The sequence below is a fragment of the Nocardia sp. No.11 genome, assembly GCF_038752175.1.
Lineage (GTDB): Bacteria > Actinomycetota > Actinomycetes > Mycobacteriales > Mycobacteriaceae > Nocardia > Nocardia canadensis.
Genome location: NZ_JBCGFB010000009.1, coordinates 74,485 through 91,196 on the forward strand (window position 1 = coordinate 74,485; position 16,712 = coordinate 91,196).

Annotated in this window: 13 protein-coding genes; 2 read left to right on the top strand and 11 right to left on the bottom strand. The window is 70.5% G+C overall.

The genetic code is table 11. From position 1 onward, the window contains the following. Nucleotides 1-155: 155 nt before the first annotated feature. The 6 genes from V8688_RS05055 to V8688_RS05080 all read right to left on the bottom strand — a co-directional run bounded on the left by V8688_RS05055 (nt 156) and on the right by V8688_RS05080 (nt 6,948). On the bottom strand, nt 156-1,958 hold the full coding sequence (locus V8688_RS05055; protein WP_218720397.1) for a multicopper oxidase domain-containing protein: 1,803 nt from the start codon (nt 1,956-1,958) through the stop codon (nt 156-158). 284 nt (nt 1,959-2,242) lie between these two features. Continuing rightward, complete coding sequence (locus tag V8688_RS05060) at nt 2,243-3,220, bottom strand: glycine betaine ABC transporter substrate-binding protein (RefSeq protein WP_342800281.1); 978 nt, start codon at nt 3,218-3,220, stop codon at nt 2,243-2,245. Further along, the gene (locus tag V8688_RS05065; protein WP_342800282.1) at nt 3,217-3,954 is read right to left on the bottom strand and encodes an ABC transporter permease; all 738 of its coding nucleotides are present in this window, start codon (nt 3,952-3,954) and stop codon (nt 3,217-3,219) included. The genes V8688_RS05060 and V8688_RS05065 overlap by 4 nt, the downstream gene beginning before the upstream one ends. Next, a complete protein-coding gene (locus V8688_RS05070) occupies nt 3,951-5,231 on the bottom strand; it encodes an ABC transporter ATP-binding protein (protein ID WP_218720401.1) in 1,281 nt (426 codons plus the stop codon). Before V8688_RS05070 ends, V8688_RS05065 begins: the two co-directional genes overlap by 4 nt. Next, complete coding sequence (locus tag V8688_RS05075) at nt 5,228-5,872, bottom strand: ABC transporter permease (protein ID WP_218720403.1); 645 nt, start codon at nt 5,870-5,872, stop codon at nt 5,228-5,230. Before V8688_RS05075 ends, V8688_RS05070 begins: the two co-directional genes overlap by 4 nt. 140 nt (nt 5,873-6,012) lie before the next feature. Beyond that, nucleotides 6,013-6,948: a TauD/TfdA family dioxygenase gene (locus tag V8688_RS05080; RefSeq protein ID WP_218720404.1), complete on the bottom strand. Its 936-nt coding sequence runs from the start codon at nt 6,946-6,948 to the stop codon at nt 6,013-6,015. Between the two features lie 189 nt (nt 6,949-7,137). Between V8688_RS05080 and V8688_RS05085 the strand changes: the two genes are divergently transcribed. Continuing rightward, a complete protein-coding gene (locus V8688_RS05085; RefSeq protein WP_342800283.1) occupies nt 7,138-8,640 on the top strand; it encodes an aldehyde dehydrogenase family protein in 1,503 nt (500 codons plus the stop codon). A gap of 12 nt (nt 8,641-8,652) precedes the next feature. Here the strand turns inward: V8688_RS05085 and V8688_RS05090 are convergent, their stop codons facing one another. The 3 genes from V8688_RS05090 to V8688_RS05100 all read right to left on the bottom strand — a co-directional run bounded on the left by V8688_RS05090 (nt 8,653) and on the right by V8688_RS05100 (nt 13,551). Then, complete coding sequence (locus tag V8688_RS05090) at nt 8,653-10,314, bottom strand: bifunctional 3'-5' exonuclease/DNA polymerase (RefSeq protein ID WP_218720408.1); 1,662 nt, start codon at nt 10,312-10,314, stop codon at nt 8,653-8,655. 36 nt (nt 10,315-10,350) lie between these two features. Next, complete coding sequence (locus V8688_RS05095; RefSeq protein WP_342800284.1) at nt 10,351-11,556, bottom strand: glycoside hydrolase family 76 protein; 1,206 nt, start codon at nt 11,554-11,556, stop codon at nt 10,351-10,353. A gap of 168 nt (nt 11,557-11,724) precedes the next feature. Continuing rightward, nucleotides 11,725-13,551, bottom strand: coding sequence for an NAD(P)/FAD-dependent oxidoreductase (locus V8688_RS05100; RefSeq protein WP_316574900.1), 1,827 nt, complete (start codon nt 13,549-13,551; stop codon nt 11,725-11,727). A gap of 109 nt (nt 13,552-13,660) precedes the next feature. Here V8688_RS05100 and V8688_RS05105 point away from each other — a divergent pair, with 109 nt between their 5' ends. After that, nucleotides 13,661-14,944: a GAF domain-containing protein gene (locus V8688_RS05105; protein ID WP_218720413.1), complete on the top strand. Its 1,284-nt coding sequence runs from the start codon at nt 13,661-13,663 to the stop codon at nt 14,942-14,944. Here the strand turns inward: V8688_RS05105 and V8688_RS05110 are convergent. After that, entirely contained in the window at nt 14,935-15,960 is a 1,026-nt protein-coding gene (locus V8688_RS05110) for a crotonase/enoyl-CoA hydratase family protein (protein ID WP_218720414.1), read from the bottom strand. The genes V8688_RS05105 and V8688_RS05110 overlap by 10 nt on opposite strands. A 77-nt stretch (nt 15,961-16,037) precedes the next feature. Further along, on the bottom strand, nt 16,038-16,712 hold a 675-nt coding region (locus tag V8688_RS05115), incomplete at its 5' end, for an ATP-binding cassette domain-containing protein (protein ID WP_342800285.1).

The window sequence follows — 16,712 nt, forward strand, 5'->3', positions numbered from 1 at the left end:
CTCGGCCGACCGGGACGCGTCGGGCCGGACCCGACTTTCGACGAATTCGGCCAATGCCGGTCTCCTGACGTGAAACTCGCTCACCGTGTGTCGTGACAGGCCGACCATACTACGAAGAACATTGTTCCGTACCCGAAAGTATGGAAAGCGGGGCGTCACGGCACGATGCGGTATTTGAGCATCATGTCGTGGTCCTCGTGATCGAGCAGGTGGCAGTGCCACACGTAGCCCTGCAACTCCGCGGACGAGCGGCCCGCGTGGTCACCGGTGCGGTGCCCGCCGTGGGAATCCGCTCCGCGCAACTCGGTCGCGATCCGGCGGGGGAAGGTCGCGTCGGGATCGAAGCCGAGTTCCGCCGCGGTCGGGAATCGGACGATGATGCTGGTCACGGTGCCGCCGTCGACCCGCACGATGTCCTTCCAGCCCGCCTCCCACGGCTGGGGCGGCACCATCGGACCCGCCAGGAACCCGTCGGCCGCCGGCGCCCACCGCTGCCCGATCGGCGGCTGGGGATGCGCCAGCTGATAGTCGACCGTGCGCAGGGGTGCGCGTCCGAGAATCCGGAAGGTCACCAGGTGCAGGTGGATCGGGTGCGGGTCGGGCGTGATGTTGATGATGTTCCACTGCTCGACGGTGCCCTGCCGCGGACGCTCGATCTCCGGGCTCGCGAAGGTGAGGTTGTTGAGCGACATGATCGCGGGCGGCACCCGCAGCTCGTAGGGCTGACTCACCGTGACATCGCGGCGCACGGTCGGTGTGGCGAGCGGCGGCAGCACCGGTGGCCGAACGGGGCCGCCGCGCAACCGTTCCGGCACGCCGCCCGTGAAGCCGGGCCGATCCTGCACGCGGAACTGACAGAACACCGGCATCGCGACCTCGCCGAGGATCGCCGCCTGGAAGACCGGCGCCTCGTCGTTGCGCAGTTCGACGGTCTCCCCCGGCGCGAGCCCGGCGAAGTCGACCAGCACGTCCACCCGTTCACCGGGTGCCAGGCGCAGCTCGTGCACCGTGACCGGCGCGTCCAGCAGTCCGTGATCGTTCCCGATCACCCAGAACCGCATCCGGTTGCCGAAGAACAGATTCCACACACTGAACGACGCCGCGTTGAGCAGCCGGAAGCGGTAGAGACCGCGGGCGACCGGCAGGTGGGGCCAGATCTTGCCGTTGACCACCCCGACGTCCCCGACCGCCCCACCTTCCCAGGCCCCCTGCGGGACGACCGGCGTCGACCGGACCGACTGGCGCCCCTCGGCGGTGAACAGCTTCTCCTGCAATACCAGCGGCACCTCGAACTCCCCGGCGGGCAGGCCCAGCGGGTTCCCGGGCGCACCGGTGTCGAATTCATCTCGGAGCAGCAGCAATCCGGCCAGTCCGGCGTAGACGTTGATACGGGTGATGCCCATCGCGTGGTCGTGATACCAGAGGTGTCCGGCGTCCTGCGCCAGCGGGAAATCGTGGTCGAGGTCGCCACCGGGATGGACCAGCTGCTCCGGATGCCCGTCGCTGTCGGGCGGGGTCACCCCACCGTGTAGGTGCAGCGAGGACGGCGGCGAGGTCCGGAAGCTCTCGTCGACGCCGTGCAGGGTGGTGTCCATGTCGGCGGCCAGCGGATGGGTCGTCATCCGGTTCGCGAACCGCAGGCGCAGCGGCGTGCCCGCCCGGTGTTCGACAGTCGGCCCCAGATAGGTCATCCCGTTGTAGCCCAGCGCCGGTGACGGCGGCAGATCGCGATGGAAGCGATGGATGGTGGTCGAGGCGACGACGTCGAGCCGGTCACCACGCACCACCGGCAACCGGGGCAGCTCGTCCACGAACGGCTCGACCGCCGGGGACGCGAAGAGCAGCGGACCACGCGCCGGCGCCGGGGTCGCGGCGGCGGAGGTCTCGAACAGCGCCGCGCCGAGCAGTCCCGCCCCGGCGGCACGCAGGAACCCACGACGTTCGATCGGATATCCCATGGCCGAGCCCTTTCCGGGCTGCACCGTCGCACGCACCGCCGGGCGACCATACCATTAGGTACAGTTATCAGTACCTCGTCGAATGTCACCCAGCGCCCACCGATCGCCGCGTCGCCGGGCAGGACACCGGGCCGATCGACCGCCCCGCGGCCTCGGGCGCATCAGCGTGCCGCCGTACGGAATCGTTCTTGTCGCATCGAATGCCGGTGCGCGCACCAGGACACACGACAGGGCGTCGACCTGCCGCTCGCGCGAGAGTCCACCCGCCGGTCTCGGCGACTGCGCTACTCGATCAGGCGCTCGCTCTTCAACCAGTCGTAGGCCACATCGGCCGGGTCCTCGCCGTCGATGTCGACGCGACCGTTGAGCTCCTGCATCAGCTCGTCGGTGAGGCGCTCGGAGACGGTGCCGAGCAGGGCGCGGAGTTCGGGATGGTTCTCGATGACCACGCCCCGGACCACGGCCGTGCCGCTGTAGGGCAGGAAGAACTTCTTGTCGTCGTCGAGGACGGTCAGGTTCAGGTTCTTGACGCGGCCGTCGGTTGTGTAGACCATCCCGAAATTGCAGGGCTGACTCTTGGCGGTCGCGGTGTAGACGACGCCGGCGTCCATCCTGGTGACATTGCCCGAGGGCACGCCGTTCGGATCGTTGTAGGGGATCCCGTATTTCTGCAGCATCGGCAGGAAACCGTCGGAGCGGCTGAAGAATTCGTCGTCGACACAGAAGGTGCGCTCGGCCACGGGCAGGGCGGCGACGTCGCTCAGCGACCGCACACCCAAGCGCTGGGCGGTCGGCGCGGACGCGGCGAAGGCGTAGGTGTCGTTGAAGTTGGCCGGGGCCAGCCATTCGAGGTCGTAGTCGCGCTTCTCGATGTCGTGGACGCGCTGCCACAGCTCCTGCGGGTCGGCGATCGTCTCGGTCTGGTTGTGGTAGTTCACCCAGCCGGTGCCCGTGTACTCCCAGAGCACATCGGCGTCACCGTTGAGCTGGGCCTGACGCGACGAGGCCGACCCCGGCGCGCCGGTCAGGTCGGTGACCGAGGCGCCCGCCGCGGCCAGGTAGGTCGCGGTGATCTTGCCGAGCAGGACCCCTTCGGTGAAGCTCTTCGACGTCACCACGATGGCGGCGCCGTCGAGCGGGCGTTCGCCGCCGGGCAGACTGGCGTCGTGGAAGGTGCCCGAGGAGCTCACCAGCCCACATCCGCCGAGCAGGGCCAGCGTCGCGACGAGCGCGGACACCACCGGGACCAGCCGTCGCCTCATGAGATACCTCGCGGGGTCGCGGCCAGTTCGACGAGCCGGCCGAGCCAATCGATGATCAGCGCCAGCAGCCCGACCAGGATCGCGCCGGAGATCAGCAGCTTGGGCAGGAACAGGGTGACACCGGTGGTGATCAGGGTGCCCAGGCTGGTCGCGCCGATGAACGTCGACAGCGTCGCGGTGCCGACCAGGATGACCAGCGCGGTGCGCACGCCGTTGAGGATCACCGGCACCGCGAGCGGCAGCTCGACCTGGACCAGCGTGCGCGCCGCGGACAAGCCGATGCCGCGCGCCGCTTCGATCGTGCGCTGGTCCACCTGCCGCAGACCGACGATCGTATTCTGCAGGATCGGCAGCACCGCGTACACCACCAAACCCACGATCGCCGTGCGGAACCCGGTGCCGAGCCAGAACGTGAACAGCACGAGCAGGCCGACGGCGGGCGCGGCCTGACCGACGTTGGCGATATTGACCGCGACCGGCTCGAAGCGCATCAGCGCCGGCCTGGTCAGCGCGATGCCGAGCGGTATCGCCACCACCACCACGATCACCGTGGCGACCACGGTCAGCCGGATGTGTGCACCGATGGTGCTCTGCAGATTGGACCAGCCGAGCGAGGCCTGCTCGGTGGCGGTGAAGGTCGTCGACCGGTACCAGAGCAGATAGCCGACGCCGATCACCACGATGATGATCGGTTCGAACCACACGTCGATCGGCACGCGGCGCAGCCGGCTCATGACGGTTCGGCCGTCGCGGTGTCGTCGGCGGCGGCGACGACCGGCGTCGGTGTCGGGTCGGACCCGTCGACATAGGTCTCGTAGGACGGCGCGGCCTCCGCGGCGTGGTTCTCGGCCAGCTTGGTCTGGATCACGTCGGTCACCGACCCGATGCTCAGCGACCCGACGACCGCGCCACGACCGTCGGTGACGAGCGTGGCGCCCTGACTGGCGGCCAGCATCGCGTCGAGCGCGTCGTTGAGGGTGGAGGACTGCGCGACCACCGGCAGTCTGCGATCCAGATAGTCGGAGACCTCGGGCTTGCTGGCCACCTCGGTGAGCGAGGGCCACGAGCGCGGGCGCCCCGCCGCGTCGACGACCACGACCCAGGTGTGCCCGGCCGCCTTCGCCCGCTCGATCACCGTCTGCGCCGGTTCGCCGATCCGTGCCGTGGTGACCGGGTCGTAGTCGACATCACGCACCCGCGAGACCGTCAGATACGCCAGCTTCGCGCCGGATCCGACGAACTCCTCCACGAACGGCGTCGCCGGATCGGTGAGGATCTCCTCCGGGCGCGCGTACTGCTCGACGTGCCCGCCCTCGGACAGGATGAGCACCTTGTCGCCGAGTTTGGTGGCTTCCTCGAAATCGTGGGTGACGATCACGATGGTCTTGCCGAGTTCGTGCTGGATCGCGATCAGGCTGTCCTGCAAGCGAACCCGGGTGATCGGGTCGACCGCGCCGAACGGTTCGTCCATCAGCAGCACCGGCGGATCGGCGGCCAGGGCACGGGCCACACCGACACGCTGCTGCTGACCGCCGGACATGTCCTTGGGCAGCCGGTCGGCGAAGGTGGCGGGGTCGAGACCGACCAGATCCAGCAGGTACTCGGTGCGTTCGGCGATGCGCTTCTTATCCCAGCCGAGCACCCGGGGAATGGCGCCGATGTTCTTGGCCACCGACCAGTGCGGGAACAGGCCACCGGACTGGATCACGTAGCCGATCGACTGGCGCAGCTTGTCGGGGTCTTCCCTGGTGACGTCGCGGCCGCCGATGAAGATCCGACCCTCGGTCGGCTCGATCAGCCGGTTGATCATCTTCAGCGTCGTGGTCTTGCCGCAGCCCGAGGGCCCGACGAACGCCACGATCTCGCCGGCGTCGATCTCCAGATCGAGCCGCTGCACCGCGGCCTTGTCCTGCCCCTTGTATCGCTTGACGACCCCGTCGAGCGTGATCGACGCCCCGGTCACATTGCGCTCCGGCGTCACCGGGGCGGGCTGGCTGGTCACATCGGTCATGTCAGTCCTTTGGCGATCGTGAGCCGTCCGAGCAGGACGAGGAGCGCGTCGAACACCAACGCGATCGCGACGATGAGCAGAGTGCCGGTCAGTGCCATCTCCAGGGCATTGGCCCCGCCGAGCCGCGACAGGCCGTTGAAGATGAGCGAGCCGAGCCCCGGGCCGAGCACGTAGGCGACGATGGCCGCGACGCCGACGATCATCTGGGTCGAGACCCGGATGCCGGTGAGGATCACCGGCCAGGCGATCGGGAATTCGACGGTCAGCAGGATCCGCCAGCGCGACAACCCGATTCCGCGCGCGGATTCGATCACCGAGGGGGGTACCGACCGCAGGCCGACGATGGCGTTGCCGATCACCGGCAGCGCCGCGAAGAACGCCAGCATGATGAACGACGGCACGACCCCGAGCCCGAACGGCACCAGCAGCAGCGCCAGCAGGGCCAGCGAGGGAATCGTCAGCGCGACCCGGCTCGAGGTGAGGGTGAGCGCCGAGGCCAGCGGAAGGCGATAGACGGCCACCGCCACGAGGACGGCGACGACGGTACCCACCAGCACGGTCTGGAAGGCCAGTGAGGCGTGCTGGTAGGTGAGGAAGGTCAGCACCTCCCCCCGCCCCCGGACATAACTCCACAGGTTCACGGGAATCCCATCGTCGGGCCGGGCCGGTCAGGGCCTGTGCGCGCGTGATCACCGGACGTACGTGCCGTCGAAGGGTAATCCATGACCTGCGTTCGGCCGGGGACCCGCAGCTCTGGAGGTGTTGCGGTGGCGGCCAATTCCTAGGCCGCGCGCTTCGGCGGGGCACTCGCGTAGTCGGCGGCGTCGCCCGCGATCACCGTGCTGGTCGTGCCGTCGACACCCACCGGGACCGCGCCGGCCAGGGTGATGCGGGTGAGCCTGCGATGCTCGCTGCCGTCGTAGTCGTCGACCGCGTAGTGCTGGGTGGCGCGGTTGTCCCAGATGGCGACGTCGCCGAGCGACCAGTCCCAGCGGGTGGTGTGTTCGAGGCGGGTGACCCGATCCTGGAACATCCGCAACAGCGCCCGCGATTCGGAGCTCGACAGCCCGGCGATCTCCTTCACGAAGCAGCCGAGCAGCAGAGCGCGTTCGCCGGTCTCGGGGTGGACCTCCACGACCGGATGCTCGGTCTCGAAGTAGGTCGACTCGAACTCGCTGCGGTAGGTGCGATCCCGGTCGTCGGGCCGGTCCTCGATGTCGGCGGCGTAGTCGTACCGATTGGTGTGCCGCGCGCGCAGGTTCTCGGCCAGCAGCTTGAGTGGCGCGGGCAGCGCGTCGTAGGCGGCGACGGTCGAGGCCCAGGTGGTCGAGCCGCCGTAGCTGGGCAGCGCGACGGCGCGCAGGATCGAGGCGCTGGGCACCCGGTCGACGAAGGTGACATCGGTGTGCCAGACGTTGGAACGGGTCTGATGTGAGTCGATGGCCAGGCTCTTCGCGCCCGCCGAGGTGACGGTGGGGTGCGGCGTGGTCGGGGTGCCGAGCAGCTGCGCGAACTCGTACTGCCCGTCTTCGGTGAGGTGGTGCTGACCGCGGAAGAAGATCACCTTGTGCTCGTGCAGCGCGGCAACCACGGTCGCGACGGTCCTGGCGTCGAGCTCGCCACCGAGCCGCACGCCCTCGATCCGTGCCCCCAGGTGCGCACCGAGCTTGACCACCCGCACCCCGGTCGCGGGGACGGCTGCGTCATCGACGGACATACGGAGGCCTTTCGCTCGAACCGGGACGTTCCGGATCACACGAAACCACCCGCGCACCGGCGCGACCAGGATTGAACTCAGCGCGAGCAGAACCCGTATCGCTCGCCCACAGCCCGTGGACGTGGCTCTTTCCGGCGTCGCGTACCTTGGTCCGCGCACCCCGGCTCGAGCGAGAGGCAAGACTCCCGAATGGTCCTCACCGACGAGCCGCTCCTGCGCTCCCCCGGCCTCTACCTGGACGGGCGCTGGGCGCGGCCGGTCCACGGCGGCACGAGGGCCGTCCACGATCCGGCCGACGGCGGCGTGCTCACCATCGTCGACGAAGCGGGCCCCGAGGACGTGGCGGCGGCGATCGCGGCGGCCCGCGCCGCCTTCGCGACCGGCGAGTGGCCCGCGACCCCGAAAGCCGAGCGCTCCGCGCTGCTGGTGCGCGTCGCCGAACTGCTCGACGCCCATCGCGACGACCTGGCCCGGATCGAGACGGCCGACACCGGCAAGACCCTGCGCGAGAGCTACCTCGACATCGACGACGTGATCGCGGTGTTCCGCTACTACGCGCACCTGGTCACCACCGACACCGACCGTCTCGTCGACACCGGGAACCCGGCGGTGATCAGCCGCGTCGTGCACGAGCCGGTCGGGGTGTGCGCGCTCATCGCGCCATGGAACTATCCGCTGCTGCAGCTGTCGTGGAAGATTGCGCCCGCGCTGGCGGCCGGCTGCACCGTGGTGGTCAAGCCCAGCGAGGTCACCCCGCTGTCGACGATCGCGCTGGTGCGCTTGCTCGACCGGGCCGGGGTACCCGCCGGCGTGGTGAATCTCGTGCTGGGCAGCGGCGATGTGGTAGGCGCCGCGCTCACCGACAGCCCGGACGTCGACCTGATCTCGTTCACCGGCGGCGCGAGCACGGGGGCGGGGATCGCGAGCCGGGCGGCCCGGCACATCACGCGCGTCGCGCTGGAGCTCGGTGGCAAGAACCCGCACCTCGTCTTCGCCGACGCCGAATTCGACAGCGCCGTCGACGCGGTACTCACCGGTGCCTTCCTGCACTCCGGTCAGGTGTGTTCGGCGGGCACGCGGCTCATCGTGCACGCGTCGATCGCCGACGAGTTCGTGGCCGAGCTCGCCCGGCGCGCGTCCGCGATCCGGGTGGGTCCCGGCAGGGATCCGTCGTCACAGATCGGCCCGCTGGTCTCCCCCGAGCATCGTGCGAAGGTGGAAGCGTATGTCGCGCTGGGCCTCTCGGAGGGCGCGCGGCTGATCGCCGGTGGCCGGCGCCCGGACGATCCCGCGCTGGCCGCGGGCAGTTACTACCCGCCCACCATTTTCGACGACTGCGATCGGTCGATGCGCATCGTCCGCGAGGAAACCTTCGGGCCCATTCTCACCGTGGAGCGCTTCACCACCGAGGCCCAGGCCGTCGCCCTCGGCAACGACACCGCCTACGGATTGGCCGCCGGTGTCCGCACCGCCGATCCGGCCCGTGGCGAACGGGTGGTCCGTGCCCTGCGGCACGGCACGGTGTGGCTCAACGATTTCGGTGTCTACACCCCGGCCGCGGAATGGGGCGGCTTCGGCCGCTCCGGCATCGGCCGCGAACTCGGACCCACCGGCCTGGCCGAATACCAGGAGACCAAACACCTCTGGCACAACACCGCACCGGCGGTCGGCGGGTGGTTCTCGGCGGGGTGAGCGCGCGATGTCCTACTTGGCGTCGCCATAGCACTGCACCACCGCTGTGGTGAAGGGGAAGCGCACCGGCGTCGGGCCGAAGGCCAGTCGGCCCGCGGTGTCGGCGGCCGCGGCGATCGCGGCGACGATCGTCGCGGACTCCTCCTCCGGACAGTGCACGATCACCTCGTCGTGCTGGAAGAAGACCATCTCGGCGCGCAGCCCGGCCTGCGCGATCGTCTGGCGGATGGCGGCCAGGACCAGCAGGGCCCAGTCGGCGGCGCTGCCCTGGACCACGAAGTTGCGGGTGAACCGGCCGCGTGCTCGCGCCGCGGGTGTCCCCGCGAAGCCCGCGCCGTTCTCGGCGAAATCCGGGGCGGTGGCCTCGACCGGCGGGCAGGTGCGGCCCAGCCAGGTGCGCACCAGACGACCTTCCTCCCCGGCGTGCGCCGCGTCGTCGACGTAGGCGACCGCGGCGGGATACTGCCGGCGCAGCGCCGCCATGTGTGTGAGGGCATCGCCGGAGGTCTGACCGTAGATGGCGCCCAACAGCGCGAGTTTGGCCTGGGCGCGGTCACCGCCGAAGCCGCGGGCCGCCAGATCGGCGTACAGGTCCTCGCCGCGACCGGCCACCTCCATCAGGGCCGGGTCGCGCGAGATCGCGGCCAGGATGCGCGGTTCCATCTGATCGGCGTCGGCGACGACCAGCGACCAGCCCGGGTCGGCGCGGATCGCCTGCCGGATCACCTTCGGGATCTGCAGGGCGCCACCACCATTGGTCGTCCAGCGGCCCGAGACCGTGCCGCCGGGCAGATACTCGGGCCGGAAGCGGCCACCGTGCACCCACTGCTCGAGCCAGGACCAGCCGTGCGCGGTGTGCACGCGGTACAGCGACTTGTAGGCCAGCAGCGGCGCGACGGCGGGATGGTCGATCTGCTGCAGTTCCCACTTCCGGGTGGAGGACACCAGGATGCCGGCCCGGGAAAACGCCTTGATGATGTCGTTGGGCAGATCGGGCCGCACCCGGACTCCGCCGCCGAAGGCTCGCGAGACCTCGTCGGCCAGTTCCGCCATCCGGCGGGGTTCGAGCGTGCCCGGAAACCGTTCGCCCAGCATCGTGTCCAGCAGCGCCCGATGGATGTCGGCCCGCCACGGAATCCCGGACCGGCCCATCTCCGCGGCGACGAGCATGCCCGCCGACTCGGCCGCCAGCAGCAGCCGCATCCGATCCGGGTGCTCGGTGCGCGCGGTCCGGGCGACCTGTCGCTCGTAGACCGCCACCAGCGCCGCGAACTCGTCGGTGCCGGGCGGCAGCGGCACCGGGCCCGAATCGAACAGCGACGGCTGGGTTTCGGCGGCCCGCACGGGAGCGTCCGGCGGGACGGCCAGCCCGTGCAGACGGGCCCACGCCGCCGCCAGCGACCGGGCCTGCCCGACCTGCCCCTCCTCGTGCCCGATCAGCAGCGCCTCGGCGGCCTCCACGTCGTAACAGCGCTCGACCCGCACCCCGGCGGCGAGCAGGGGCCGGTAGATCTCGGCGGTCGATCGCCACACCCACCGCTCGACGTCCGGGCGCGAGCGCACGGCCTCGATCAACGAGGGTTCGTCGACGATCGGTCCCGCGGGTCTGCCGTCGGCGTCCAGCGGACACAGACGCGCGCCACCCTCACCCGTCTCCGCCACTGCCCATCGCACGTGCCGAGTCTCGCATCGGGGTCCGACACAGCGCGGTCACCGTCCGGCGGCGGTGAGCTGGTGGTCGGCCTCGAGCAGCATCCACGCGCTCAGCTGCACCGACAGATCGCGGCTCAGGTTCGCCGCCGACGCGGTCTCGGGCCCTTCGAGATGCAGCAGCGAGCTCGGATACCGCACCTCGGCGATCGGGCGGGTCCAGTCCATGCCGAACAGCGGCAGCCCGTCGACCTCGGCGCGGTGTTCCCAGGCCGCCCGCGCCGACGCGTGCACGATGGCCGCGGCGGTGGTATCGCCCAGGGCGAGCGCGGTTTCGGCGAGGTAGCGCGCGAGGACACCCATGAACAACCCGGAATCGTTCGCGGCGGCCGCGAGGATCACGCCTCCGTCCGTCAGCTCGGTGCCGGTGGCCGCGACCAGTGCCGCCGCGCGGTCCCGGTGCGCGGCGTCGCCGGTGCGCACCGCCAATTCGGTTTCCAGCCCGATCGCCACGCCCTGGCAGTAGGTGTGGACGGTCCGGTCGACCCGTCCGTCGGGCTCGTGGACGCCGTCGAGGGTCACGCCGCTGACAGGATCGCGCAGGCGGGTGTGCAGGAAGTCGGCGAGCCGGCGCGCGCGGGTGAGATCGCCCAGCCGGGCCAGCGCGATCCCGGCGGGGCCGACCGCCGGGGTGTTGTAGTAGCCGTCGCCCGCTCGCCACGGGATCGCGCCGAGCTCGGCGTTCCAGCCGTCGAGCAGGGCGGATCGCAGGTCGTCGACCGCGTGGCCGAACCGGATGTCGAGCAGCCGGTCGGCGCGCTCGAGTGCCAGCGCCAGCCACGCCATGTCGTCGTAGTACCGGTTGGTCCAGCCGGTGACATTGCGGGTGCGGATCCCGAGCGCGAGGGCCGCGACCCGGTCCTTGCGGGCCGGCGTCGGATCACGGTGGGCGGCGTCGATCGCGCAGTCGACCAGGTGCGCCTGCCACCAGTAGCACCAGCGTCCGAACGACTGTTCCACCGGCGCCGCGGGCCACACCAGCGCGCCCAGGCTCCGCCGCGGCACCCCCCACAGCGAGCGCACGTGCCGCGCCACGATCGCCCGTTCCGCCAGCTCCGCCCGCTGCCCGGCCCCGACCGCACCGACGGTCGCGGGACGCCGGATCGTGCCCGCCCGCGGCGGTTGACCCAGCACCCCGACACCGATCGCGGCGCCCGCCGCGATCAGCGCACCGCGCCGGCTGATGCCCTCGTTCCGGCGAACCATCCGCTCGGATTCTCCTTCCGCACGACGACGTCCGAGCCGGGAACCGTACCGCTGGGGCCTCGGTCCGCGGTGGCCGGAACTTGAACTGTTCCGGTGTACCGCGAGAACGTTCGGCGGAGCCGGAGGCTGCCCGGCCGGGTGTCGGCCGAGCAGTCCCGGCGGGGTCGATCAGCTCAGATGGTGAACCTCCTGCTTTCCGTACACCGGTGTCGGGATCTGCTCGAAGCGGGCCTTCAACTGGAGCGCCAGATACAGCGAGTAGTGCCGGGACTGGTGCAGGTTGCCGCCATGGAACCACAGGCCCTGCTGCTGGGTCGGCTTCCACATATTGCGCAGCTCCCCTTCCCATGGTCCGGGATCCTTGGCCGTACCGGAACCGTATCCCCAGCATTTGCCGACGGCGTCGGCGACATCCTGGCCGATCAGATCGGCGGCCCAGCCGTTCATCGAGCCGTAGCCCGTGGCGTAGACGACCAGGTCGGCGGGCAGTTCGGTGCCGTCGTCGAGGATCACCGCGTCCTCGGTGAGTTCCCTGACCTGGCCGTGGGCCAAGCCGATCTCGCCGTCGGCGACGAGTTCGGCGGCGCCGACGTCGATGTAGTAGCCGGAGCCGCGCCGCAGGTACTTCATGAACAGCCCGGAGCCGTCGTCGCCCCAGTCGAGGTCGAACCCCGCGCGTTCCAGCCGCGCGTAGAAGTCGGCGTCGCGTTCGCGGATGGCGTCGTAGACCGGGATCTGGAACTCGGGCATGATCCGGTACGGCAGCGAGGCGAAGGTGAGATCGGCCTTGTGCGTCGTCATCCCGGCCGCCAGCGCCCGCTCGGAGTACAGGTCGCCCAATCCGAGTTCCATCAGCGAATCCGACTTCACGATGTGGGTGGACGATCGTTGCACCATGGTGACCTCGGCGCCGGCCTCCCACAGCGCCGCGCAGATGTCGTGCGCCGAATTGTTGGCGCCGATCACCACCGCGCGCTTGCCCGCGTACCGGTCCGGTCCGGGATGCCCGCTCGAGTGGTGCTGGTCGCCGCGGAAGCGTTCCCTGCCGGGGAAATCCGGGATGTTCGGCTTGCCCGACATGCCCGTGGCCAGCACCAGGTGCCGCGGGCGCAACACCACCGGTTCGCCGTCCCGCTCGAGCTCGACCGTCCAGGCGCCCGAGGCGTCGTCGTAGCGCGCCGAGGTGCAGGTGGTCTTGGTCCAGTAGGGCACCTCCATCACCTTCGTGTACATCTCGAGCCAGTCGCCGACCTTGTCCTTGGGCGCGAACACCGGCCAGTTGTCGGGGAACGGCAGATACGGCAGGTGGTCGTACCAGACCGGATCGTGCAGGCACAGCGACTTGTAGCGCTTGCGCCACTGGTCACCGGGCCGGTCGTGCTTGTCGACGACGAGCGCGGGAACGCCGAGCTGGCGCATCCGCGCGCCGAGCGCGATGCCGCCCTGTCCACCGCCGACGATCAGGACATACGGCTGCCGGGTGTAGCCGAGTTCCCGCTCTTCGCGTTCGCGCTGCTCGGACCAGGTCACCCGCTCCCGGTCGGCGCCGTGGCGCACGCCCTTGGGCCTGCGGGTCCCCTTGCCCTCCTCGTGGCCCTTCAGCTCCTGCAACGCGGTCAGCATCGTCCACGCGCCCGCGTCGGTGAGTCGCAGATGACCGACGCCGCGGCCAGCGCCGGTCTCGAAACCGATCCACGCGCTGATCACCCCGTCGGCCTCGGTGGGCGGTTCGGTGGTGTGGAATCCGGACGGATCGGTATCGGCGAGCTGGGCCCGCAGCAGGTCGGCCACGCCGGCGCGGCCCTCGACGGTCTTGATGTTCCAGGTGAACGCGACCAGGTCGCGCCAGAAGCTGTCGATGGCGAACATGCTTGCCGCCGTATCGATATCGCGTGCGGCCAGCGCCGCCTCGAACGCCGTCAGCCAGGCGTCCACCCGCTGCCGCGGATCTGCCGCGTCCGATCCGCACACCGCGGGATCGAGTGTCTGGGTCATCGAATCCTCCTCCACATTCTGTGACCTAGAGCACACGCCACCGGGGGCTGGTGGCACAATCGTTGCAGTGCGTTGCACCGCCGCTCGACCGGATGAAGGGGTGAGAATCGTGAGCGATTTCGGCGCGGTCGAACCCGGCACCGATCTGTCGGGCTACGCGCGCGATCTCATCCGGATGCACGAGGCCGTCATCGGCGGCGGCCGCTCGCCGTTGCGGCCGCGGCCACTGGTCGCGCGCTCGTGGTCGCGGGTACTGGCGGCCGGTCTCGTGCCCGATCGGCCCCGGGCCCGCACGATGCTCGGCGTGGACGACGTCGAACGGCGGCGCCGCGCATCCTCGCTCACCACGGTGATCTCGGAGCTGACGCAGACGGTGTCGTGCCTGGCCGAGGCCAGCTCGCAGCTGATGCTCGTCGTCACCGACGCCGAGGGCGTGGTGCTGTGGCGGCACGGTTCGGCGAAGGTCCGCCATCGCGCGGATTCGCTGGGGTTCCGCGAGGGCGCACGCTGGACCGAGGAGGCGGTCGGCACCAACGCGATCGGCACGGCGCTCACCGAAGCCGCTCCGGTGCAACTGTTCTCGGGCGAACACTTCGAGCAGTTCCAGCACCCCTGGTACTGCACCGCGGCACCGATCCACGACCCGCGCACCGGTGAACTCCTCGGCATCGTCGACATCAGCGGCCCCGCCCTGACCCTGCATCCGGCCGTCACCGCACTGGTCGCCACCGGCGTGCGGCTCGCGGAGGCACAGCTGTGGCGTCATCACGAAGACCGGCTCGCCCGGCTGCGCGCCGCCGCCGCGCCCGCCCTGGTCGCCCTCACCGGGCCCGCCGTGTTGGTCGACGAGCACGGCTGGGTCGCCCAGGCGATCGGCGTCACCGCCACCCGCCGGGTCGCGGCACCGCACGCCGAGCGCGCGATCACCGTCCCTGGGCTCGGCCCGTGCGTCGCCGAACAGCTCGCCGACGGCTGGCTGATCCGGCCGGACTCCGGCTCCCGCAGCACCCGGCTCGAACTCGATCTGTCCGGGCCGCCGACGATCAGCGTGCACGGCGGCGAATCCGGGTGGCGCAGTGCGCTCTCGGCCCGCCACGCCGAGATCCTGCTACTCCTGCACCTGTCCGGCCGACACGGGATGACGGTGCTCCAGCTGAGCAACGCCCTGTTCGGCGATCCGGACCACGCGGTCGCGGTCCGGGCGGAGGTCTCCCGGTTGCGGCGGGTGCTCGGCGCCGTGCTGACCAGTCGCCCCTACCGATTCACCGAATCCGTCGAGCTGACCGTCGAGCTGGGCAACGCCGAGCACCTGGCGGACTGCGACTTCGTTCGCCACACCGCGGGCCCGGCGTTGCGCGCCCTGTGTGATCCCCGGTCCGCGGCTCAGTCCTGATGCCCGGGCGTGCCTCGTTTGTGGTCGCCGAAGGGCTCGTCGCGTTCCCGCACGGCCTCTCGGAATCCGACAGTGGCCGAACGGAGTTGGAAGGCGTAGCCCTCGCGGGTGTGCCGGGAGATGCCGTCGAAGACGGTGCTGACCATGCCGGAGGTGGCGACGCCCTGGGCCAGCAGACTGGAGTTGAGGGCCAGCTTGGCCATCATCAACTGGTTGACCGGCATTCGCGCGATCCGCTCCACCAGTTCCTCGGTGCGCGCGTCGAGTTGGTCGGCGGGCCAGGACTCCACCGCCAGGCCCCATTCGGCGGCCTGCTTGCCGGTCAGGCAGTCGCCGGTGAACAGCAGGCGCTTGGCGCGCTGGTCGCCGAGGCGGTGCGCCCACATGCCCGCGGCCGGGATGCCCCAGACCCGGGTGGGCGGGTAGCCGATCTTGGTGTCGTCGGCGCAGATGATCTGGTCACTGTAGAGGGCGATATCGGTTCCGCCTGCCACGGCGAAGCCGTGCAGCTTGGCCACCGTGGGTTTGTTCGCGTGCAGCAGGCTGGCGAAGCCGCGATTGAACCGGCTCATCATGGCGTAGTCGAGCATCGGGTCCCAGGTGCCCCACGGATTGTGGTTGACCGCCTGCGCGACCGGATCGATCGCGGTGCCGGTGACCTCGTCGGAACCGCCGGCACTCGCGAAACCCTGTTCGGCGAACATATCCAGGTCGTATCCGCCGCAGAAACCCTTGCCGCGGCCGGAGACCAGGATGACGTGCACGCGGGGATCGAGATCGGCCCGCTCGACGGCGTGCGCGAGATCCACCGGCGTATCCGGGGTGATCGCGTTGCCCTTGTCCGGCCGGTCGAAGGTGATGCGCGCGATGCGGCCGTCCCGCTCGTAGGTCAGCGTGCGGTACTCCCGCTCGGCACCGGGGTCGGGCCGGTCTCGCCACGGGGAATCGGGGCCCTCGGTCCAGTTCTCGTACCATGCCGCGGGCCGCTGACCCGCGTGGGAATCGTAGTCGGGCACGGTGACCTCCTGAGGACGCGGAACGTGACGGCCAGCCCGATGCTATCGGCAGGCCGACGCGGGCCCGGCGGGATCGGCTAGGCCGGGTAGGTGCGGATCTCGGTCGCCTTGACCGAGGCCCACAGCGTCGTCCCGCCGTGCAGGCGCAATTCGGCGACCGTCGCGGGGGTGACCTCGGCCAGCACCGGGGGCGCGCCGTCGAGCCGCACCCTGGTGAGGTGCGCGTGCTGTTCGATCCCGGTCACCGTGGTCTGCCAGGTGTTGCGCGGACTGCCGACGGGCGGCTCGGGGTACAGGCTCACCGCGTGCGGGGCGAACGCGAGATGGACTGCGCCCGAAGCGGGTTCGGCGATCGTGAGCGCACCGCCGCCGTCGAGCCGGACCGTCGTGCCGTCGGCGGTGCCGCGATAGAGGTTCAGCCCCACCAGCTGGGCGACGTAGTCGGTGCGTGGTCGCTGGGCGACCTCGCGCGGCACGCCTTCCTGCACGACGCGGCCGTTCTCGATGATGACCAGGCGGTCGGCCAGGATCATCGCGTCCAGCGGGTCGTGGGTCACCAGGACGGTGTGGCCGGTGAATTCGCCGAGATGACGGGCGAGTTCGGCGCGCACCTGGAGCCGGGTGGCGGCGTCGAGCGCGGCCAGGGGTTCGTCGAGCAGCAGCAGCGCGGGCTCGGTGGCCAGCGCGCGGGCCAGCGCGACGCGTTGGGCCTGGCCGCCCGAGAGCGAGCGGGGTTTGGCCGCCAGCTGCTC

What these genes read in the sequence shown, in the direction of transcription:
- V8688_RS05055 (WP_218720397.1), bottom strand. Translation starts at nt 1,958, where the DNA reads ATGGGATATCCGATCGAACGTCGTGGGTTCCTGCGTGCCGCCGGGGCG.
- V8688_RS05060 (WP_342800281.1), bottom strand. Translation starts at nt 3,220, where the DNA reads ATGAGGCGACGGCTGGTCCCGGTGGTGTCCGCGCTCGTCGCGACGCTG.
- V8688_RS05065 (WP_342800282.1), bottom strand. Translation starts at nt 3,954, where the DNA reads ATGAGCCGGCTGCGCCGCGTGCCGATCGACGTGTGGTTCGAACCGATC.
- V8688_RS05070 (WP_218720401.1), bottom strand. Translation starts at nt 5,231, where the DNA reads ATGACCGATGTGACCAGCCAGCCCGCCCCGGTGACGCCGGAGCGCAAT.
- V8688_RS05080 (WP_218720404.1), bottom strand. Translation starts at nt 6,948, where the DNA reads ATGTCCGTCGATGACGCAGCCGTCCCCGCGACCGGGGTGCGGGTGGTC.
- V8688_RS05085 (WP_342800283.1), top strand. Translation starts at nt 7,138, where the DNA reads ATGGTCCTCACCGACGAGCCGCTCCTGCGCTCCCCCGGCCTCTACCTG.
- V8688_RS05095 (WP_342800284.1), bottom strand. Translation starts at nt 11,556, where the DNA reads ATGGTTCGCCGGAACGAGGGCATCAGCCGGCGCGGTGCGCTGATCGCG.
- V8688_RS05100 (WP_316574900.1), bottom strand. Translation starts at nt 13,551, where the DNA reads ATGACCCAGACACTCGATCCCGCGGTGTGCGGATCGGACGCGGCAGAT.